This is a genomic window from Luteolibacter sp. SL250 (assembly GCF_026625605.1).
In the GTDB taxonomy this organism is placed as follows: domain Bacteria; phylum Verrucomicrobiota; class Verrucomicrobiia; order Verrucomicrobiales; family Akkermansiaceae; genus Luteolibacter.
The window spans coordinates 582,366-603,833 of the sequence record NZ_CP113054.1 but is presented as its reverse complement, the minus strand read 5'-3'; the positions used below and the strand labels follow the sequence as shown (position 1 = coordinate 603,833).

Annotated in this window: 17 protein-coding genes; 11 read left to right on the top strand and 6 right to left on the bottom strand. The window is 61.1% G+C overall.

Annotated features, from left to right (window positions below; genetic code table 11):
• The first annotated feature begins 7 nt into the window (after positions 1–7).
• Positions 8–742: a rhomboid family intramembrane serine protease gene (locus tag OVA24_RS02730; protein ID WP_267673278.1), complete on the top strand. Its 735-nt coding sequence runs from the start codon at positions 8–10 to the stop codon at positions 740–742.
• A 10-nt stretch (positions 743–752) separates the two neighbouring features.
• Here the strand turns inward: OVA24_RS02730 and leuS are convergent, their stop codons facing one another.
• Both leuS and OVA24_RS02720 read right to left on the bottom strand, forming a co-directional pair.
• Entirely contained in the window at positions 753–3,290 is a 2,538-nt protein-coding gene (gene leuS, locus OVA24_RS02725; RefSeq protein ID WP_267673276.1) for a leucine--tRNA ligase, read from the bottom strand.
• Positions 3,291–3,528: 238 nt separating this feature from the next.
• A complete protein-coding gene (locus OVA24_RS02720) occupies positions 3,529–3,987 on the bottom strand; it encodes a thioredoxin family protein (RefSeq protein WP_267673275.1) in 459 nt (152 codons plus the stop codon).
• A gap of 79 nt (positions 3,988–4,066) precedes the next feature.
• On the opposite strand from OVA24_RS02720, the gene rdgB reads away from it, so the two are divergent.
• Together rdgB and OVA24_RS02710 are read left to right on the top strand one after the other, a co-directional pair.
• Positions 4,067–4,663, top strand: a complete 597-nt coding sequence (gene rdgB / locus OVA24_RS02715; RefSeq protein ID WP_267673274.1) for an RdgB/HAM1 family non-canonical purine NTP pyrophosphatase — start codon at positions 4,067–4,069, stop codon at positions 4,661–4,663.
• A gap of 43 nt (positions 4,664–4,706) precedes the next feature.
• Positions 4,707–5,225: an NlpC/P60 family protein gene (locus OVA24_RS02710; protein ID WP_267673272.1), complete on the top strand. Its 519-nt coding sequence runs from the start codon at positions 4,707–4,709 to the stop codon at positions 5,223–5,225.
• Positions 5,226–5,566: 341 nt separating this feature from the next.
• Here the strand turns inward: OVA24_RS02710 and OVA24_RS02705 are convergent, their stop codons facing one another.
• The 3 genes from OVA24_RS02705 to OVA24_RS02695 all read right to left on the bottom strand — a co-directional run bounded on the left by OVA24_RS02705 (position 5,567) and on the right by OVA24_RS02695 (position 9,815).
• Entirely contained in the window at positions 5,567–6,937 is a 1,371-nt protein-coding gene (locus tag OVA24_RS02705) for an FAD-dependent oxidoreductase (protein ID WP_267673270.1), read from the bottom strand.
• A gap of 24 nt (positions 6,938–6,961) precedes the next feature.
• The gene (locus tag OVA24_RS02700) at positions 6,962–8,803 is read right to left on the bottom strand and encodes an AAA family ATPase (protein WP_267673268.1); all 1,842 of its coding nucleotides are present in this window, start codon (positions 8,801–8,803) and stop codon (positions 6,962–6,964) included.
• 70 nt (positions 8,804–8,873) lie between these two features.
• On the bottom strand, positions 8,874–9,815 hold the full coding sequence (locus OVA24_RS02695; RefSeq protein ID WP_267673266.1) for a YheT family hydrolase: 942 nt from the start codon (positions 9,813–9,815) through the stop codon (positions 8,874–8,876).
• A 300-nt stretch (positions 9,816–10,115) separates the two neighbouring features.
• Between OVA24_RS02695 and OVA24_RS21335 the strand changes: the two genes are divergently transcribed.
• The 7 genes from OVA24_RS21335 (at position 10,116) to OVA24_RS02655 (ending at position 20,219) form a co-directional block, all read left to right on the top strand.
• On the top strand, positions 10,116–12,206 hold the full coding sequence (locus OVA24_RS21335; RefSeq protein WP_324287884.1) for a S8 family serine peptidase: 2,091 nt from the start codon (positions 10,116–10,118) through the stop codon (positions 12,204–12,206).
• Between the two features lie 92 nt (positions 12,207–12,298).
• Positions 12,299–13,108, top strand: coding sequence for an alpha/beta hydrolase (locus OVA24_RS02680; RefSeq protein WP_267673264.1), 810 nt, complete (start codon positions 12,299–12,301; stop codon positions 13,106–13,108).
• A gap of 82 nt (positions 13,109–13,190) precedes the next feature.
• On the top strand, positions 13,191–14,465 hold the full coding sequence (locus tag OVA24_RS02675; RefSeq protein ID WP_267673262.1) for a polysaccharide pyruvyl transferase family protein: 1,275 nt from the start codon (positions 13,191–13,193) through the stop codon (positions 14,463–14,465).
• A 63-nt stretch (positions 14,466–14,528) separates the two neighbouring features.
• Positions 14,529–16,091 carry a sialate O-acetylesterase gene (locus OVA24_RS02670; protein ID WP_267673260.1) on the top strand — a complete coding sequence of 521 codons (1,563 nt, stop codon included), beginning with the start codon at positions 14,529–14,531 and terminating at the stop codon, positions 16,089–16,091.
• Positions 16,092–16,109: 18 nt separating this feature from the next.
• A complete protein-coding gene (locus OVA24_RS02665; RefSeq protein ID WP_267673259.1) occupies positions 16,110–17,081 on the top strand; it encodes a metallophosphoesterase in 972 nt (323 codons plus the stop codon).
• A gap of 26 nt (positions 17,082–17,107) precedes the next feature.
• The gene (locus OVA24_RS02660) at positions 17,108–18,163 is read left to right on the top strand and encodes a Gfo/Idh/MocA family protein (RefSeq protein ID WP_267673258.1); all 1,056 of its coding nucleotides are present in this window, start codon (positions 17,108–17,110) and stop codon (positions 18,161–18,163) included.
• The gene (locus tag OVA24_RS02655; protein WP_267673257.1) at positions 18,153–20,219 is read left to right on the top strand and encodes a TonB-dependent receptor; all 2,067 of its coding nucleotides are present in this window, start codon (positions 18,153–18,155) and stop codon (positions 20,217–20,219) included. The genes OVA24_RS02660 and OVA24_RS02655 overlap by 11 nt, the downstream gene beginning before the upstream one ends.
• A 214-nt stretch (positions 20,220–20,433) precedes the next feature.
• Here the strand turns inward: OVA24_RS02655 and OVA24_RS02650 are convergent, their stop codons facing one another.
• Positions 20,434–20,685, bottom strand: a complete 252-nt coding sequence (locus OVA24_RS02650; RefSeq protein ID WP_267673256.1) for a hypothetical protein — start codon at positions 20,683–20,685, stop codon at positions 20,434–20,436.
• Positions 20,686–20,865: 180 nt separating this feature from the next.
• Here OVA24_RS02650 and OVA24_RS02645 point away from each other — a divergent pair, with 180 nt between their 5' ends.
• Positions 20,866–21,414: a hypothetical protein gene (locus OVA24_RS02645; protein WP_267673255.1), complete on the top strand. Its 549-nt coding sequence runs from the start codon at positions 20,866–20,868 to the stop codon at positions 21,412–21,414.
• Positions 21,415–21,468 lie beyond the last annotated feature (54 nt).

The window sequence follows — 21,468 nt, the reverse complement described above, 5'->3', positions numbered from 1 at the left end:
TCCCGCCGTGAGCAACCCTCCGTCGCTGCCCCCGGAAGGATACCGCATCCCCAGCCAAAACAAGTGGTTCCGCCACGGGCTGTTCCTCGTCGGCATGCCCGTCGAGATCCGCCAGACGATCACGGTCAAAAAGCCGTGGTTCACGTGGATTTTTTCCGGCCTGCTGGTGCTCTGCAGCATCGTGTTTTGGGTGGATCCGGACGTCTGGCGGCCGCTGGTCTTCCATCCATCATCCACCGGCCTCGCCTGGTGGTTGGGAGCGTTCGGCTACACGCTTCTCCACGCGGATCCGCTCCACTTGGCGGGCAATCTCTACTTCCTCCTCATCTTCGGCAACAACGTGGAATGCCGCTTCGGCCGCAGGCGGACCGTGGGTCTGTTCTTCGCCTCGTCCGTCACCGGAGCCTTCCTCCACGGTCTCGCGAACGTGCACCCGCTCATCGGGGCCAGCGGCGGGGTGTTCGGTGTTGTCACCTTCTACGCCCTGCTGTTCCCCCACGCCCGGATCCTGTGGCTTCCCTTCGGCTGGATCGTGAATGCGAGCACGCTGCTCTTTGGCCGCGGGTTTGTCGCCCGCGGCATGTCGGTGAAGGCTTTCATCATCCTCTACTTCGCTCTCCAGTTCGTCCTGCTGCACCAGCAGATCTTCCTGAACGGCACCGTCTCCGCCCTCGCCCACCTGGGCGGCGGGCTTGCCGGTGCCGTCATCTGGTGGGCGTGGAAGAAGAACTGGCTGCCGTGAAGCGCCCCCTTTATCCGACGACGACGTTCAGGATCTTGCCCGGGACGTAGATGACCTTGCGGATGGTCTTGCCATCCAGGTGCTCTTTCACCTTCGCGCTTTCGAAGGCGACGGCTTTCACTGCTTCCTCGTCCGCGTCCTTCGACACGCTCAGGCGGTCGCGCAGCTTGCCGTTCACCTGGACGACGATCTCGATCTCGTTGCGGACGAGTGCTTCGGGATCGTAGGCAGGCCATGGCAACTCGGAAAGCTGGGCGGTGGAGCCGAGGCGGGCATTGATCTCCTCCGCGAGGTGCGGGGCGAAGGGGTCCAGCACAGTGAGGAACTGGGTGAACTCCTTCAGCGGCACAACCTCCACCTGGGTGAAGGCGTTCGTGCAGATCATCATCTGGGAGATGGCGGTGTTGAAGCTCAGCTTCTCGATGTCCTCGCCGACCTTCTTGATCGTTTCGTGGACGACGCGCAGCAGTTCCTTGTCCGTGCAGGGCACGTCCTGGATCTTCGGCGAGACGTTCCAGCCGCCTTCCGCGGTCTCCTCGAAGGCGACGCGCCAGACGCGGGCGAGGAATCGGGCGACGCCCTCCACACCCTTCATCTGCCATGGCTTCACCTGCTCCAGCGGGCCCATGAACATCTCATACAGGCGCAGCGCGTCAGCGCCGTATTCCTTCACGACGTCGTCAGGGTTCACCACGTTGCCGCGGGACTTCGACATCTTCTGCCCGTCCTCACCGAGGATCAGGCCCTGGTTGACCAGCTTCTGGAACGGCTCCGGAGTTCGGACGTGGCCGAGGTCGAACAGGACCTTGTGCCAGAAGCGGGCGTAAAGCAGGTGGAGTACGGCATGTTCCGTACCACCGACGTAGAGATCGACCATGCCTGGCTTGTCGTCCGTCCAGTAGTCCTCGGCTTCCTTGGAAATGAAGCGGTCCGTGTTGCCCGGGTCGCAGTAGCGCAGGTAGTACCAACACGAACCCGCCCACTGGGGCATGGTGTTGGTTTCACGCAGTGAGCCGTCCGGCAGTTCGACCCATGCGGTTGCCTTGCTCAACAGCGGATCCGGCGTGCCGCTCGGCTTGTAGTCCTCCAGCGGCGGGGCCAGGAGCGGCAGCTCGCTTTCCGGGATGGCATGGTGGTTGCCGTCCTTCCAGGTGATCGGGAACGGCTCGCCCCAGTAACGCTGGCGGGAGAACAGCCAGTCGCGCAGCTTGAACTGCACGCGCTTGGTGCCTTTGCCGTTCTCGCCCAGCCAGACGATCATCTTCGCCTTGGCTTCGGCGGTGGGCAGGCCGTCGAGGAAGCCGGAGTTCACGGCGGTGCCGTGGGCGGTGTAGCCCTGCCAATCGGAATCATCCGATGGCTGGACCACCTGGATGACCGGCAGGCTGAACTTCGTCGCAAACTCAAAGTCCCGCTCGTCGTGCGCGGGCACGGCCATGATCGCGCCGGTGCCGTAGCCCATCATGACGTAGTCCGCGATCCACACGGGGATCTTCTCGCCGTTCACCGGGTTGGTGGCATAGGCGCCGGTGAAAACGCCGGACTTGTCCTTGTTCAGGTCGCCGCGATCCAGGTCGGACTTGGATGAAATGGCTTTCTGGTAGGCTTCGACCGCTTCCTTCTGATCCGCGGTGGTGATTTCCGGAACGAAAGGATGCTCCGGCGCCAGCACCATGTAGGTGGCACCGAACAGGGTGTCCGGGCGGGTGGTGAAAACGACGACCTCGCGGCCACCGACATCGAACTTCACTTCCGCGCCCTCGCTGCGGCCGATCCAATTCTTCTGCAGCAGCTTGATGCCATCCGGCCAGTCGAGCGTGTCCAGCTCGTCGATCAGGCGCTGGGCGTACTTGGTGATGCGCAGCATCCACTGGCGAAGCGGACGGCGCTCCACCACGTGGTTTTTGCCTTTCCATTCTTCCACCTCTTCATTGGCCAGCACGGTGCCGAGCGTTGGAGACCACCAGACCGGGGTATTGGCAACGTATGCCAAGCGGACCTCGTCGATCTGCTCACGGGTCCAACCTTTGGCTTCCAGCTCAGAAACATTCTTTGCCTTGCCGGACTCCTCATCGAAGTAAGACGAATACAGTTGCAGGAAAATCCATTGGGTCCACCGGACGTATTCTGGATCGGTGGTAGCGATCTCGCGTTCCCAGTCGTAGGCAAAGCCCAGTGACTTCAGTTGGCGGCGGAAATTCGCGATGTTGTTGGCGGTGTTGATCGCGGGATGCTCACCGGTCGCCCGCGCATGCTCTTCGGCTGGCAGACCAAAGGCGTCGTAGCCCATGGGATGCAGGACGTTGAAGCCGTTCTTCCGCTTGTAGCGGCCGATGATGTCCGTGGCGGTGTAGCCCTCCGGGTGACCGACGTGCAGGCCCGCGCCGCTGGGATACGGGAACATGTCGAGCACGTAGTACTTCGGCTTGCTGGCATCGAAGCCCTCGTCACCCGGTCCGGGCGTGCGGAAGGTCTTTTCAGATTCCCAGCGGGACTGCCACTTGGGCTCGAATTCGTCGAATGGGAATGGTTTGCGGCGGTCGGACATGGCGGGAAAAGGTCGCGGACTGTGGGAAATCCGCCCCCACTTGGGAAGCAAAACCCCGCCGCGGCCAAGACACTCCATATCGGGAGGCAACGCCGGAACGACGGAAGGGCTGCGTCCGTCAGGGGTGCCGACACTTTCGGACCCGGGGCAGGTGACGTCCGATGGAGGGAAAAGCTCCGCCGTCCTCCCTGCCCTCCAGCTTCGGCGGCCCGGGACCGGGCCAGCCCTGCCGGGAGGATCAATCCAGGTTCTTGCTCTCCAGCTTCTTGTCGATGTGGGCGAGGAACTTGTCCATCTCCGGATACTCGGACGCGTAGAAGCGGCTGAACTCCTTGCCCTCGCCGTTCAGGAGGACGACGGTCGGAAAGCCGTCGATCTTGTATTTCTCCGCGACGATCTGGTTGCGGGCGGCGAGCGCCTTGTCCGCCTTCGGCAGATCGACCTCCACCAGCACGTAGTCCTTCGACGCCTTTTCGACGAACTCCTTCTTCGAGAAGACGTTTTTACGCATGATGATGCAGGGAGGGCACCAGTCGGAGCCGGTGAACTCGACCAGGACGGCCTTTTTCTCCTTCTTCGCGAGAGCGAGCGCCGCCTCGACGTCGGTGGACCAACCTTCCAAAGTATTTGCAAAGGCGGTGGAGGTGAGAGCGGCGAGGCTCATGGTGGTCGCGGCAAGCCAGGTGACAGCTTTCATGGTGCCTATATAGCGTTGCAAAGGGCCATATTATTCAAAAAATCTTGGCCATCCGCGCCCGGGACGCTAGCCACGCGGCATGCTGTCCGCCGCGCCGCGCCTCATCGTCGCCACCCGCAATGCCCATAAAACCGCCGAAATCCGTTCCATGCTGGGCGGACGGTTCGAGGTGGTGGACGCGACCGCATTTCCGGAATTCCCTGAGATCGAGGAGACTGGAACGACCTTTCTGGAGAATGCCCGGCTGAAGGCGGAGGGCATCAGCCGCCTGATCGACGGATGGGTGCTGTCCGACGATTCGGGCCTGGAAGTGGACGCGCTCGGCGGCGCGCCCGGCGTGTGGTCGTCCAGCTACGGCGGCGAGGAAGGGAACAATGAGAAAAACAACGCCCGCCTGATGACCGAGATGGCCGGAAAAACCGAACGCGGAGGCCGCTTTGTCTGCACGATGGTCCTGGCAAAGGACGGGAAGGAGCGCGCCAACTTTAGCGGCGCGGTGGAGGGCGACATCATCGATGAACCCCGCGGCAGCGAGGGCTTCGGCTACGATCCCCTTTTCATCCCAACGGGTTACGACCGGACCTTTTCCGAGCTGGGCGACGCGGTGAAAAACACCCTGAGCCATCGGTCGCGTGCTCTATCGCAAATTACCGCTTGGTTGGATATTAATTTTTAAAAATTATTTGCTGATACAAAACAATTTAAGTAATTTCCCTGCCGTGAAACGCTTTCTGATACTCCTCGCCCTACTTCCCCTCGTTGGCGGAGCCGTTTCCTGCTCCAGCCAGGTCAAGGCCAAGCAGCCTGTCTCCTACCGCTTCAGCCATGGCGAAACCGCCCTGCTCAGGGACGGCATGGCCTACGCCCCGCGCAAGGCTCCGGACGCCGTGAAGCGCGCGATCGCCGCGGGCAACCGCCTCCAGAACAAGCCCTACAAATGGGGCGGCGGCCACGCGAAGAAGAACGATACCGGCTACGACTGCTCCGGAACCGTCTCCTACGTCCTCCGTGAGGCCGGCCTGCTGAAAGGCTCCATGCCCTCCAGCGGCTACTTCAACTACGGCAAGAAGGGCGAAGGCGACTGGATCACGGTCTACACGCGGAAAGGCCACGTCTTCATGACCGTCGCCGGCCTGCGCCTGGACACCGGCGGCCCCGGCGGACGCTCCGGCCCACGCTGGAAGCCACAGACCCGCGCGGGCAAAGGCCACGTGATGCGGCATCCTTCGGGACTCTGAGATCCGACAAAGGGCGACACTCCAGTCGCCCTTTTTGTTTTGGTGCGAGTCTCTTGATGGAGCGCGGACTTCAGTCCGCCCCGGAGAATCCTGCCATGCGAAGCCAAGCGGACTGAAGTCCGCGCTCCGTTCATTCCTCCGTAAAGGAGCCCCCTCCCTCACATTCCGCCCGCCCATCTGCCGTAGCGGCACGGCTGCGCCTAAAAGATCTTTCAACCACCGATGAACGCAGATGGACACAGATGAAGAAAGGATTCGGCTCAGATTCTTTCATCCGTGTTCATCTGCGTTCATCTGTGGTTGATTGAACTTCTGCATCAATTTGAGCGATCATAGGCGGCTCAACCCTCCGTGAAGGGGCCGCCACCGACCTTCTCCAAGGCCTCCCTCACTCTTTGTCCGTCGATCTCCTGGACGGAGGTGTTTCCCTTCACCGCCATGCTGGCGGCGACACCGGCGGCCTCGCCCATGGCCATGGCGGTGACGGTCACGCGGGTGGAGGCATGCGCGCCGCGGGTGGCGGAGTGACAGCGACCCGCGACCAGCAGGTTCTCGATCTTCTGCGGCAGGAGCGAACGGTAGGGGATGTCATACGGCGCGGGCTGGACCTTTTCCGGAGCGAAGTCGTTGGCGCTGCCGACGGTCGTCTTGTTCGGGTGCAGGTCCAGGTACCAGCAACCGGTGGCGATGGCGTCGTCGAAGCGGTTGCCCTTCATCAGGTCGTCCTCGTTGAGCACATACTGTCCGGTGATGCGGCGGGATTCCCGCACGCCGATCCACGGATAGGCCTCCAGGAAGTAGGATTCGGAAAACGCGGGCACATCCCGCTTCCAGGCGCGGAACATGGCGTGGGCATCCGCCCGGCCCTGCATCTCCGCCCGGGAAAGGTCCGCCGCATTGGTCGGGTCCGCCGGGACACGCACGCCGTGGACGTAGATCTCATCCTTGCCGAAAAGGAACATGATACCAGGTCCGTAGTAGTGCGGCAGCTCCCCCGCCGCCTGCGCCTTGGCCAGCGCTTCCTTGCAATCCTTGCCCAGGGTCGCGGTCGATTTCACATGACCGATCCGGAAGTGCAGCGTCAGCGGCTGGACCTCCTTGTTCTGCTCGAACGGCGCGCCCGCCCACGCCGCCACATCCGCGTCGCCGCTGCAGTCGATCACCGTCTTCGCCTCGATCTCGGTCAGTCCGTCCTTGTTCGCCACGGTCACGCTGCGGATCCGCCCGCCGTCGGAGTGAACCCCGCAGACCATGGTGTTGAACAACACGGTCAGGTTCTCCTTCCGCTCCTGCAGCAGGCGATCCAGCAGGATCTTGAACTCGAAAGTGTTCGGGATCGTCGGGTTGTGGATCTTCACCGTCTTCGCATCCGCCGCGCACACGCCGGACTTTGAAAGCAACTCCAGCGCGATCCCCTTCACCACCACCCGCTTCGTTTTGATATCCGCGATGCCATCGAAATACGGCAGTCCCACGCTGGTGATGATGCCCCCGGCGAAGGGAGCCTTTTCAACAAGGATGACCTTCGCCCCGGACCGGGCCGCTGCCAGAGCGGCGGCAGTTCCCGCGCAGCCTCCGCCACAGATGAGGATGCCGGTTGAGAGCTTCCTGCGATCAGATCGCAGACTATCTGCTTTAGAATTCCCTATTGCTCCGGCGGCAATCGCAGCAGCGGAGAATTTCACAAAATTTCGTCTGTCGCTAAAGCTCATGGTAGAAGCGAAAAATTCGGTAGCTTAATTATTGTTATCCGAAATAAATTTGTATAATTTTTCAGATAGCGCCTTCGCCTCATCGGTCATATCATCTATTGAATTTAGATTTTTCAGCGCAATATCACAAAATTTTAACTTGTCTGATATCGTGTTGCCATCTTGATACGATCCCGATCTCTTTTTTTCTTTCAAAAGCTTTTTCTCAATGAAGGAACCCAAAGGTACGTTGGAGTGATCAGCTTTTGTATCCGTGAAATCGGAATCTCCTCTCTCGTAGAATGAGACTACCTTTTTTATCGTATCAAGCGACAGGACGTTCTCAATTTCTTTAGCCATCAAACAATAGAATCTTTCTCCTAACTTATCTTGAAGCTCCTGTCTACGCTGAACCTTCTTACCTGTTTCGGTATCTCGATCAACAATCAAGAACAACTTGGAACAAAGCCTCTCTACAATTATAGCATCTTCAATCGAATCAAGAAATGACCAATGCGTGATGTTTGCACCAGCATATTCCACAAAAGAATAGTGAAGATTTTCTTTATATACCCTCGGAAGATCACCTCCATTTTTCCCAGCCTCACTCCTCAACTCCTCCGTATATAAACTTAAAAATCTAGATATATATCTCCTATCCGTAATCCCTTCTACCCAAATTGTGCAATTCGACAAAAACACAGAAGAGTTATTCACACCCAAGATCCCTAAGGGCCTGGAATCTTCATTGCTGACGTTAAAAACATTGAATTTCGCTTCATGCTCAGGAGATTCGCCAACTTGAAGGGATTTCTGAAAAGAAAATATAGAAATGCTATACTCGGATGACAGAGTAACATCTAACATGTGATTAGAATGAGTGGTGAAAAATATCTGATGATTGGGAAACTTCTCGCTCACAAATAACTTCATCAGCATTCTCTGGAGGCCAGGATGCAAAAAAAGATCAGGCTCTTCTATTCCCAGCATCAGATTGATGTCTCGATTACGAAACATTATGAATGCAATTATAATGATCGATTGTATTCCATCCCCTAAGTGATGAATTGGATATTCTTTCTCATCACCTATCTTAACATCAATTATACCCTCTGAGTTATATTTAGGAATAAGGGCGACAGGGCGCCCCTCAAAAAAGACCTCACCAACAAAATTCTGGAAATCAGCCACTATCCTACGTTCCGCCAAATCGCCCAACAGTAGCCTTTTTAGTTCTGTGTAAAGGTTCTGGCCTGTGAATATGTTTACATCGCTAGATTTTCCATATGCTTGCAGTGTAGCGTCACAATATGGGTCAGAACCAGGACTTCCAATCGGCCTCAATCCTCGCAAAATCGGTACATAATATCTCTTTGAAACAAAATTTTCCTTGATAAGAATCTTATCAAGTTCCTTCTCAGCCTCGGAAGCGAGCTTCTTAAATCCCTTCAATATATCTACTCCGGAATAGCTGTAGTTAAATTGGTGAGGTCTGAAAGAAGCGCTTTCCGTTTTTCCGATCATTTTCAGCGCCGATCTTAGTGAGGTGGATATTTGAACCTGTTCTCGCGCTACACTAACATCTTCAAGTTTATTTATAGTATCCGTCCATTCTCGGACTTCGGCGCACTGATAGGTAGCCATCAGGGTTCGGTAGTCTGCTTGAAATTTCCTATGAAGCTGAACAACAGAATCGTGAATTTCACTACCAATGATCAAAGGTTCAGATTTCAATATGGATCTCAAAAATCGGCTTTTCCCCGAATTATTTTCACCCACAAAAATGTTCACCTTTTCTAGTTTTCCGAACTTATTATTATCCTCCTCACCCTCAATTTTATATGAACCAAAGTCACTCCCCACCAAAATTATTTTATTAGGCAACATGGTTTGAGATTCTATGATAAGTTTAGAAATTGATAATCAGCACTATGATTACTCTACTAATGACTTATCCCTATCTCTCAGAATGCTGTATTGTGAAGGAAGAAAATTTATTTCTTGGAAAACTGACATGCCCTCCACCCTGCGGCGTCTCCAGTGAGAACCACTCGCTCTCCCGTGCTTCCTCCCTCGGGTAACACTTCTCCCCCAAGAACGGATCGTTGAGCGCATTCACCAGCAACGTCGGGATGCGGATGTGCGGCAGGAACTGGCGGCAACTGCTGCGGGTCCAGTAGTCCTCCGCGTTCCTGAAGCCGTGGAGCGGGGCGGTGAAGCGGTCGTCGAACTGGAGGAAGTCGGCGATCTGGTCCAGCCCGGCGAGATCGAGGGAGCCGGGGAAAAGGGATTCCTTCACGCGGAGCTTGGTGCGGAGGGAGCGCAGGAAGCGCCGCATGTAGAGGCGGTTGGCGGGGTCCGACAGCTTGCGGGCGGAGTCCGCGAGATCGCACGGAACGGAGAAGGCGAGGGCGCGGCGGAGTTGCTCCGGGCGTTCGCGCGGCTCGCCGAGGTATTTCAACGTGAGATTGCCACCGAGGCTGAAGCCGATGAGGTCGATCTGCTCTGCCGGGTGGACGGCGAGGGCATGGCGGATGACGGCGTCCAGGTCCTCCGTGGCCCCGCTGTGGTAGAAGGAGAGCAGGCGGTTCGGCTCCGTGCCGCAGCCGCGGAAGTTCCACGCGAGGGCGTCCCACCCGGCGGCGACGAGCGAGCGCGCCATGCTCTGGATGTAGGCGGCATCGCTGCTGCCCTCCAGGCCGTGGGAGAGGATGGCGAGCCGCCTCGACGATTTCCCGGACCAAGCGAGGTCGAGGAAGTCGCCGTCGTCCAGTTCCAACCGCTCCCGCAGGGTGGTGACGGGTTTCACCCGCCGGAAAAGAGCGGGGACAATGGTCTGCAAGTGGCCGCCCGGCAGCCACCATGGGGCGCGGTAGGTGGAATGCTCGATCAGCGGCACGGCGGGAGCATCCGGGGACGGCTTCTGGTTTTCAACCGCGAATGAACGCGAATAGACGCGAATGTTAAGAAATTGGGGCAGGATCTTTGCCGCTCACTGAAATGGGATGCCTTCAGGTCTGAGCGGGTATCAGGGCTGAGGGACATTTTTTGACCACGGATTTGATGGATTAACGGATTACACGGATTCGGGTGCTACGGGTTGGCAATCCTGAGAAATCCAATTGTCATTGTAATGACATCACGGAAGGCTCAAGGTCCGCTGCATCCGGGAGGTTAGATGCTCCGGATCCGCCCTGCCATGCGCGCCAAAGCGACCATCCTTTTCCGCTGTCTGCCGCTGCTGGCGGCCGCCTTTCCCGTGACGGCCTTGGCGGAAGATCCCTACGTGGAGGGTGAGGTGCTGGTGACCTTCCGCCCGGATGTCCCGGAGGCGTCCGCACGCACGAAGATGGCGGGACGGAAGATGCGGCTGGCGGAGACCTATGACCGGGTGGGCGCGGCGCGCGGGAAGCTGCACGGGATGGTGCGCGACAAGAGCCGGACGACCGCCGCGCTGATCGCGGAACTGAAGGCGGACCCGAGCGTGGAGACGGCGGAGCCGAACTACCTGCGGAAGGTTTCCTTCATCCGTCCGGATGACCCGCATTTCCCGAAGCTGTGGGGACTGGAGAACACCGGACAGGTGGCGAACCTGAGCGCGGGCACCAGCGGGGTGGACACGCGCTTCATCCAGGCATGGAACCTTTCCCGCACGCTGGTGTCCGCTCAGGATGTCGTGGTGTGCGTGGCGGATACCGGGGTGGACATCACCCACCCGGACCTGGCGCCGAACGTGTGGACGAACCCCGGTGAGGTCCCGGGCAACGACATCGACGACGATGGCAACGGCTACGTGGATGACGTGCATGGCTACGACTTCGCAGGAAACACGGCGGTGATGACGGACTCCGGCTTTCACGGGACGCATGTGGCGGGCACCGTCGCCGCCACGGGAAAGAACGGCCAAGGCGTGATCGGCCTGCAGTTCCGGGCGAAGATCCTGCCGATGAAGCTGTCCACGGACGGCGACCATATGTCCACCTCCGCCATCATCGCGGCGTGCAACTACGCGGTGGCGCAGAAGCAACGGGGCGTGAACGTCGTGGCGTTCAACGCTTCCTATGGTGGCCTCTCCTCCAGCACGGCGGAATACAATGCCATCGCCGCGCTGGGGAACGCGGGCATCATCCTGTGCGCGGCGGCCGGCAACGACGCCACCAACAACGACGCGATCCCGCAGTATCCGGCGAACTACTCGCTCCCGAACATCATCACCGTGGCATCCATCGACCCGCGGAACGGGCTTTCCAGCTTTTCCAACTACGGGGCGACGACGGTGGATCTGGCCGCGCCGGGCACGGACATCTACTCGACCGTGCCACTGGCGCTGGGAGGCAGGCTCTCCACCGTCACCATCGGTTCCACGACCCATCTCGCGGCCGAGATCGAGTTTTCCGGGCTGACCCCGCTGTCCGGCCTGACGCGCACGATCCACCACTGCGGCACCGGCGAGATCAATGCCGCCTTTCCCCCCGCCGTCAGCGGAAACATCGCCCTCATCCAGAGGGGCAACAACACCTTCGCGGACAAGGCGACGCGGGCAAGGGCCGCCGGTGCGGTGGCCGTCATCATCTACAACAATGTGGACGACACGGGAGGCTGGACTCTGGGAACCGCCGGTGACTGGCTGCCGACCCTGCAGGTGACGCAGGCGACAGGAAATGCCATCCTGGCCTCCCTCCCTGCCACGGGGAATCTGGTGAACGCCCCGCATCCCTCCGTGGCCTACCGGTTCATCAGCGGGACATCGATGGCGACACCCCACGTGAGCGCGGCGGTCGCCTTTGCGGCGCGGAATTTCCCTGCGGAAACGATGGCCGCACGGATCTCCCGGATCCTGGACCACACCACCGCCGTACCCGCGCTGGCCGGGAGGACGATCAGGGGCGGCAGGTTGGACCTGCTGAAGATGATCGATACGGACAACGACGGCCTGCCGGACTGGTGGGAGACGGAGAGGCTGGGCGGGCTGGCTCAGGCCGCCACGGATGATCCGGACGGGGATGGTTTCAACAACCTGGTGGAGTTCCGCAGTTGGACGGACCCGAAGTCGGGCGGCAGCCATCTCGCCATCGCCTCCGTCCAGTGGTCTGGCACGGATCTCGTCCTGGGCGTTCCCACGAATGTGGAGCGCCGCTACCAGATCGAGTGGAGCGACACGCTGACCCCGCCGTGGACGCCGCTGGGTGATCCAGTCATCGGCACGGGCGGGACCATCCAGATCACGGATCCGGGCGCGCATCCGGCCACCCCGCAGCGGTTCTACCGGCTGAACCTGCTGGCGGACTGAGGTGTAAAGGATGTGCCCGAACAGCCGGGCCAGTCCTGCCCCTTTTTCCGCCCGCTTGACGCGCCGGGGCCGCTCCCCTCAACTGGCAGGCAGTGAAAACCCTGCTCCTCCTTTTCGTGGCCGCGGCCACGTTCGCCCATGCCCAGCCGGTCATGGACAAGGCCATCTCCTACCTGGAGGGCACCGCGCTGGAAAAGGCGGATGACTACCAGAAGACGCAGTGCATGCTGGACATCCGCCGTCCGGCGGGGGCGAAGGACCTGCCGGTGCTGATCTGGTTCCACGGGGGCGGCCTCACCTCGGGCAAGCGCGGGTCTCCGGCCCTGCCGGATGAAAATGTGGTGGTGGTCACCGCCAGCTACCGCTTCGACCCACCCGGGAAGTTCCCCTGCTTCCTGGAGGATGCCGCCGCCGCAACGGCGTGGGTTTTCCGCCATGCCGCGGAGTACGGCGGGAACCGGGAGAAGATCTTCATTTCCGGCCACTCGGCCGGGGGCTACCTGGCGCTGATGGTGGGCATGGACCCGAAGTGGCTGGCGGCCCACCAGATTTCCAACCAATCGCTGGCCGGCATCATCCCGGTGAGCGCGCAGGTGACGACCCACTTCCACGTGAAGAAGTTGCGCGGGGATGCAGGTGAGGCGCTGCGTCCGTTGATCGACGAGTTCGCGCCGCTTTACTTCGCCTCGAAGAACCTGCCGCCGATCTGCCTGATCACCGGCGACCGGAAGATCGAATACAAGTCCCGCGTGGAGGAGAACGACCTGTTCCACATCACTCTGAAGAACCTGGGCCACCCGGACGCGGAGTTCCATGAACTGCCGGGCTTCGACCACGGTACGGTCGGCAAGGGCTCCATGCCCGCCGCGGCCGCCTTCATCAAGCGGGTTTCCGCGAAATGAAAATGTGACCATCCGCCGTCCGGCGACATTCACTTTTCTGGAAGATTCTTCTTCTATTCCCCGTTCAATCCCATTCCAAAAAATGACCTCAAGACGCAGTTTCCTCAAAACCTCCGGTCTCGCCCTCGGTGCGGCATCCCTGCCCTCCATCGCTGGCGCCCAAGCCGGCAACGCCCAGAAAACCGTGCTGCTGCACAGCGCCTGGGCGACCAAGAACATCGGTGACATCGGTCACACGCCCGGAACCCTGGCCGCGATCGAAAAGTATCTGCCGGAGGCGAAGGTCATCCTGTGGGCGGCCCACACGAACAAGGAGGTGGACGCCATGTTGGCGAAGCGTTTCCCGAAGGTGGAGATCGTGAAAGGTTCCCTCTCCGAAAAGGACGGCGCGGTCCAGAAGGCAATCGCGCGCGCTGACTTCTTCATGCGCGGACCGGGCATGGGCCAGTCCACCGACTTCATGAAATACTGCAACAAGATCGGCAAGCCATGGGGCCTGCAGGGTCAGTCGTATTTCCCGGACATGGTCACCGGCGACGGAGCGGAAGCACGCGTCGCGCTGCTCAACAGCGCCTCCTTCATCTACTGCCGTGACACGAAGACACTCAAAACCCTCCAGGACAACGGCGTGAAGCCGCCCGTCATGGAGTTCTGTCCGGACGGCTGCTTCGGCATCGACGTCCGCGACGAGGAGAAGGCGCTCGCCCGGCTGGCGAAGCACGGCCTGGAGCCGAAGAAGTTCATCACCATCCAGCTCCGCACCCACACGCCCACCAGCCCCGGCGTGGACGACAAGCGGCCGCAGAAGCTCAACCCGCTGAACCCGACCCCGGAGAACATCGCGGACGACAAGCGCCGCGCGAAGGTCTACCAGGACCTCATCGCCATGTGGGTGAAGGAGACCGGCTACAAGGTGGTCATCGCCCCGGAGGTCTACAAGGAGATGCAGTACAACAAGCAGTTCATCTATGACACCCTGCCGGATGACCTGAAGAAGCACGTCGTCAACTTCGACGAGTTCTGGAACGTGGACGAGGCGTGCTCCTTCTACGCCCGCGCGCACACCGTGATCTGCCATGAGCCGCACACGCCGATCATGGCGCTGGCGATGGGCACGCCGATGATGCACACCTTCTCCGAGTTCCACTCGCCGAAATGCTGGATGTTCAAGGACATCGGCCTGGAGGAATGGGCGCCGGAGTTCGATGCCACGCCGGCCTCGAAGATGTTCGAGATCCTGATGGGCATCCACAAGGATTACCCCGCCGCGGAGGCCAAGGTGAAGAAGGCCATGACCTACGTGCATGAGCGCTTCGCCGCCCAGATGGGCCAGCTCAAGAAGGTCATCAACGCCTGATCCCTCATGGAAAGCGCCGGTCCCGCACCGGCGTTTTCCTTTTCCCCTGATTTTCCGAATCCCATGACTAAAACCATCCCCACGCTGTTGCTCGCGTCCGCCCTGGCGGCGCACGCCGAGCTGAAACTGCCCGCCATCATCGGTGACAACATGGTCCTGCAGCAGAAGCAGGCCAACCCCATCTGGGGCTGGGACACCCCCGGCACGGAGGTGACCGTCACCTTCGGCAACCAGACGAAGAAGGCGAAGGCCGACGACAAGGGCAAATGGACCGTCTCCTTGGACGCGCTGCCCGCGAACGCCACGCCCGCCACCATGACCTTCAAGGGCACCACCTCCGCGGAGGTGAAGAACGTGCTCGTCGGTGAGGTGTGGCTCTGCTCCGGCCAGTCGAACATGGGCTGGACGGTGCGCATGTGCTGGGACTCCGACCTGGAGAAGCTGGCCTCGAAGAACGGCAACCTGCGCCTCATTTCCGTGCCGAACGTGGGCACCCAGGAACTGCAGGATGACTTCAAGGGCAACTGGTCAGTCGCCGGTCCGGACAGCGTGCCGGAGTTCTCCGCGGTCGGGTATTTCTACGGCAACCTGCTCCAGAAGATCCTGGATGTACCGGTGGGCTTGATCGACAACGCCTGGGGCGGCTCCGCTGCGGAAGCATGGGTGAAGCGCGACGTGATCGACGCGGACCCGCGCTTCAAGGCGGTGATGGACAACTGGAAAAAGATCGAGGCGACCTACAACCACGACGAAGCCGTCGCGAAGTACAACGAGCAGAAGAAGGCATGGGAAGCGAAGCGGGATGCCGCGAAGGCAGCCGGTGAAGATCCACCCGCCGCACCGCGCGCGCCGCAGAACCAACTGAAGGGCCAGGGCCGCCCGGGCAACCTCTACGCCGGCTGCCTCAACCCCATCATCGGCTACGGCATCAAGGGCGCCATCTGGTACCAGGGTGAGTCCAACGCCGGACGCGCCTACCAGTACAACGAGCTGATGACCCTCATGATCTCCGAGTGGCGCAAGGACTGGAAACAAGGTGATTTCCCCTTCTACTTCGTCCAACTGGCCGACTACATGGCGGAAAAGCCGGAGCCGGGCGACAGCGCGTGGGCCGAACTTCGCGAGTCCCAGACGAAGACGATGAACACCCTGAAAAACACCGGACAGGCCGTCATCATCGACCTCGGCGAGGCGAACGACATCCACCCGCGCAACAAGCGTGACGTGGCGGAGCGCCTGGCCCGCTGGGCGCTGGTGAAGGACTACGGCATCAAGGACATCCCGCACCGCAGCCCGGAGTACAAGGGCCATGAGATCAAGGACGGCAAGGTGAACGTAACCATCGACCACATCGGCTCCGGAGCCGGTCTCCGCACGGTGGATGTGAACGAGCTGAAAGGCTTCGCCATCTGCGGCGAAGACAAGAAGTGGGTCTGGGCGGATGCGAAGTTCGCGCCCGGTGCGGTGAAGACCAACATCATCGTCAGCAGCGCGAAGGTGCCGAATCCGGTGGCCGTGCGCTACGCGTGGGCGGACAATCCCGTCTGCAACATCTTCAGCCAGGAAGGCCTGCCGCTGACTCCGTTCCGCACGGACGACTTCCCGCTGATCACCCAGCCGAAGTAAGTCGTACAACCCACCGCCATGAACATCACCCGGCGAGACGCCATCCGGAAGACCATCTGCTTCAGTTCGGCCGTCATCGCCGGGAACCTGTTGTCCCGCGCGGGCGCGCAGCCCGGGGCTTTCCCCGCGAAGCCCGGTGGCATCCATCTGCTGGCCTTCGGCGACTTCGGCTCCGCCAACAAGGAGCAGATCGACGTTGCCAACCAGATGTCCGCATTCGCAAAGGACCTCAACGCGCCGCTCGCTGGCGTGCTGGCGCTGGGCGACAACTTCTACGGCAAGTTCACCATGGACCGGTTCAGGACCGGCTTCGAGGAGATGTATCCGGAGAAGACGCTGGGCTGCAATTTCTACGCTTGCCTGGGCAACCACGACTACGAGCACGTCGGCAAAGAGAAGCCGCAGCTCACCAAGGCGGACTGGCAGCTCAGGTATGCCGCGGAGAATCCGAAGTCCCGCTGGAAGCTCCCGGCGAAATGGTATGTCCAGGAATTCAGGGACGCCACCGGACCACTGGTGCGGATGATCGTCCTCGACGGGAATCCCATCATCACCAAGGAGGAACAGATGGCCCAGAAGGAGTTCCTCGAAAATGAGCTGGAACGGAAGACCACTGCCCCGTGGACATGGCTGGTGAACCATTTCCCGCTGTTCACCTCCAGCAGCAAGCGCAGGGACAACGAGAAGCTCATCGCCGAATGGGGTCCGCTTCTGAAGAAGCATAAAATCTCCCACAGCATCGCAGGGCATGACCATACCCTCCAACACCTGGAGGTGGAGGGCTATGAGACCAGCTTCATCGTCTCCGGTGGCGGTGGCCGCGCGCTGCACGAGGTGAAGGAAACGGACCGTGGCTTCGCCCGCGCCCAGCTCGGCTTCAACCACATCCATGTGGACCGCAAGGCTGTGACCACCCGGTTCATCGATGAGAAAGGCAATCTCCTCCACACCTTCCGCCGGGATACGGAGGGGAAGGTGACCATCGGCTGACCAAGACTTTGGGCCTTCACGTTACCATGCACCGCCGCCAGTTCCTTTCCACCACCGCGCTTGCCCTCGCGGGTGCCGGTGCGGCGGCGGCGCAGCCTGCGGGCGCGCGCATTTCCGCCGCGCAGATCGGCACGGGGCATTCCCATGCCTCCGGAAAGATGCAGGCCATGCGGAACCTGCCCGATCTCTATCAGGTCACCGGCATCTGCGAGCCGGATGACGCGCTGTGGCAACGCGGGTCGAAGAACAAGGCCTATGCGGACCTGCCGCGGCTCTCCCTCGACCAACTCCTTTCCTCCGATGTGAAGCTCATCGCGGTGGAGACGCTGCTGGAGGACGCGCCCGCCATGACGATTCGCTGCCTGGAGGCGGGCAAGCACGTCCATCTCGACAAGCCAGGGGCGCTCTCCCACGCGGACTTCCGGAAACTCCGCATGCTGTCGCAGGAAAAAGGCCTGCACCTGCAGATGGGCTACATGCTGCGCTACAACCCGGCGTTCCAGTTGCTGTTCCAGGCCCACCGCGAGGGCTGGTTGGGAAAGATCACCAGCATCGACGCCGCCATGGGCAAACTCGCGGAAGCGGGATTAAGGAAGGAACTCGCGTCGCTGCCCGGTGGCGGCATGTTCGAGCTGGCCTGCCACCTCACGGACGCCGTGGTCACCCTCCTCGGCAAGCCGCAGGCCGTCCACTCCTTCTCCACCCCCACCCGGGATGACGGCATGAAGGACAACCAGCTCGCCGTGCTTTCCTACCCGCAAGCGACCGCCACGCTGCGCTGCAACCATGCCGATCCGTTCGGCTCGCCGCACCGCGCCTTCCATGTCATCGGCACGAAGGGCAGCATGGAGATATCCCCGCTGGAGTCCGGCAACGTGATCCTCTCCCTCACGGAGGATCATCCACCCCACCGGAAAGGCCGCAACACGCTGAAGGTGGAGGTGCCAAAAGGACGCTACGACGCCGAGTTCATCGACATGGCAAAGGCGATCCGCGGGGAAAAACCGCTGGCATGGGACGCAATGCACGACATCGTGGTTCACGAAACCATCCTCCGATCATCCGGGATGGATGTCCCATGACATGAAGCGCGCCGCCTGCATCCTCATCACCGCCCTCCCCGCCGCCGCTCGGGAGCTGCCCGAGATCACCGTGATGGCGGAGCGCCTTCCGTCCACGTCATCCACCGCCGCGCCGCTCGCGGAGTGGGAGCGCGCCGCCATCCGCGAAAGCTCCCCCCGCACGCTGGATGAGATGCTTTCGTCGGAGCCGTCCTTCTCGCTCTACCGCAGGCAGACCGCCCTCTTCGGTAATCCCACGTCCGCAGGGGTCAGCCTGCGCAACACCGGGGCCACCGCCGCGTCCCGCACGCTGGTCCTGCTGGATGGCATCCCGCAAAATGATCCCTTCGGAGGCTGGGTGTACTGGGCGCGCTATGATGCGGCGGCGGTGGACTCCGTGAAGATCATCCCTTCCGCAAAGGCCGCCGTCTGGGGGAACCAGAGCCCCGCCGGGGTGGTCCAGCTTTCCTCACGGGATACGTTCACGGAGGCACACACGCTGCGGCTCGGCGGCGGCAGCCACGGGACCCTGGGTGCCTCCACGGCAAACCAGTTCGTCAATGACGACGGCACGGTGGGCGTTTCCTTCAACGCGTCCGCCCTGCGTTCCGACGGGTTCTTCGGCGTGGCGGAAAGCCAGCGCGGAGCCGTGGACCACAGGCTGGATCTTGAGCTGTTCAGCACGGACCTGAAGCTCGCGTGGAAGCCGCGGCCCGGTCTCACCATCGAGCCGATGATCTCATGGTATGAGGAGGAACGCGGCAACGGCACGCCGCTCACCGGGAATGCCACGGAGGCACTGGACCTGGCGCTGCGCGTCACGGGGGAGGATCCCATGCTGTCCTGGCAGGCGCTCGGCTACTACCAGCATCGTAGTTTTTCCTCGTTCTTCAGCTCCGTCGATGCCACCCGCAGCACGGAAAACCCGTCGCTCGACCAGCATGACGTCCCCGCCACCGGCACCGGCGGCGCGCTCACCCTCCACTGGCAGCCGGGCGGGAGGTGGGCCGTCACGGGTGGCGTGGATTTCCGCCACATTGAGGGAGAAACGAACGAGCACGCGACCTTCATGGCCGGCCGGTTCACCCGCGGCCGCGAGGCGGGTGGTGAACAGAGCTTCGCCGGGATCTTCGCCGCCGCCAGTTATCAGATCGACACGCGGACCACCCTGGATGCCAGCGCACGCCTCGATGCCTGGTGGCTGCGCGATGGCCGCCGGATCGAGGAATCCCTCCTCACCGGCGCGCCCCTCCGCAACGACCGCCTGCCGGACCGCGATGGCATCGAGCCGTCATTCGCGCTCGCGTTCAGCCATGCGTTCAATGACCGGCTGGAGGCCTTCGTCTCCGCCGGGACCAGCTTCCGCCTCCCCACGCTCAACGAACTCCACCGGCCCTTCCGGGTGAAGAATGACATCGTGGAGGCGAATGCCGCGCTCGACCCGGAGCGCTTCATCAGCATCGAGGGCGGATTTGAATGGAAGCCAGCGGATGATCTCACCCTCCGCGCCGCCCTTTTCCATCACTGGATCAGGGATGCCATCGCCAACGTCCCCGTCACGGATCCGGCGGAGATCGCCGCGATCTTCGGCACCATCCCCGCCGGTGGTTCCGGCTCGCAGCGGCGCAACGTCGATGAAGCCCGCGTGCTCGGTGCCCAGGTCGGCGCCGAATGGAAGGCAACCGATGACCTTACCCTCCGGCTCGATGGCATTTGGACCGAGACAAGCTTTCGCGAGTCAAAGGGCCAGCCCCTGCTCGAGGACAAGCCGTTTCCCCAGGCACCGGACCTGCGGGTCATCGCGGGCCTCGACTGGCGACCCATCGAACACCTCACGCTCACCGCAGGCTACGAATACGGAGCATCCCAATTCGACGACGCCCTCGCCCAGCGCCGCATCGGCGACTACACCAGCGCGCGCATCGGAGCGACGTGGGAGGCATCGGAAAACCTACTCTACCACTTGCGGGTGGAGAACCTCTTCGATGAGGAAATCATGACCGGCCTTGCCAGCGACGGCACACGCAGCATCGCCGGACCCCGCGCGCTGTGGGCCAGCGTGGAATGGAACTTCTAACAAAAAGGTAGGGCGTGGCGGCCCTGTAAAGGCCGGGCGCGCCGAAGCTGTAAAGCGGTCAGGCCTCTGACATCTCTTCTGTTAGAGATGCCGGAGGCCTATCCACCGGAAGCCACGGCGGACCGGGGCCGGTCCGACCCTACCAGATTCTCAAAGGCGACTCCGCCGCCGGGATCAAGAGACGCTTCCGCATTGCCCCACTCGCGCCCATCCGCTAATCCTTCCCCTCATGCCGGAAAGCCACGATGCCCTCCTCGATGCCACTGTGGGCGATATTCCCGATCTGGAACTCCGGATCGCCGCCCGCCGTGAACTTGCCGGATGCCTCACCACAGCGGATGAAAGCACGGTGAGCCGTGCGCTCGGCCGGTTTGCCAAGGTGAAGCGATCCAACCACCCCGAACTGTGGCGATGGATCCTGCTGGGTGTCGTCCTGATCCTCAGCCTTTCCGTGGGAACGTCCCACGTGACCAGCGGCGTATTCTGTTACCGGATGATGAATCACGATTGGGAAGACGATGAGGAATTTCTGGCCTACGCCCGGAAGGGACTCGGGCAAAGGGGTTGGACCCGCCAACAAGAGGCATTCCTGTTCGGGGAGGCGGCCGGAATGACCACCGAGGAAAGGCTCCTCCACCTCCGCCGGATGGCGGATAAGGATCCGGTCATGCTGGGGGAGTATGTGAGGGTGTATGTGGATAAGAAATCCGCTCTACCTCCGGATCTCCAGGATCTCTCCAGCAAGGTTGATCCGAACAACGCAATCTTCGGTTATTTCAACGCTTCGTGGCTCGCAAAGAATTCGGTCAAGATGTCTGAAAAGCCGCATCCTGATTCCTGGGAGATCAAGGGACCGGCGAAGCTTTCCCAAGCCATCTTGGCACTCGCCGATGCAACAGCGAAACCCGCCGCCAAAAGCCATCTACAGGAAGCGATCAAAAAACGAACCACCCTGCTGCTCTGGTCCACCCGGGAAGAGCGGCTGCGCTCTTCCAACTTCATATTCTCATCACCTTTCCCCGGAAGCTCTCTGCACCACTTGAGCCGTGCCATTTGTGCGGAAGCCCAGCGGCTCGCGTTGAGTGGGGACCGGGATGGATTCATCAGATTGGCCGGCATGACCGAGACCTACTGGCAGCGACGACTTGCGGACCATGATCCCACTCTGATCAACTGCGTGATTTTATTGGGCTAAATCACGCAGATCAGCGAATCCCTGGCGCTTTCCGCAGGAACCCTGGGGTTGGAG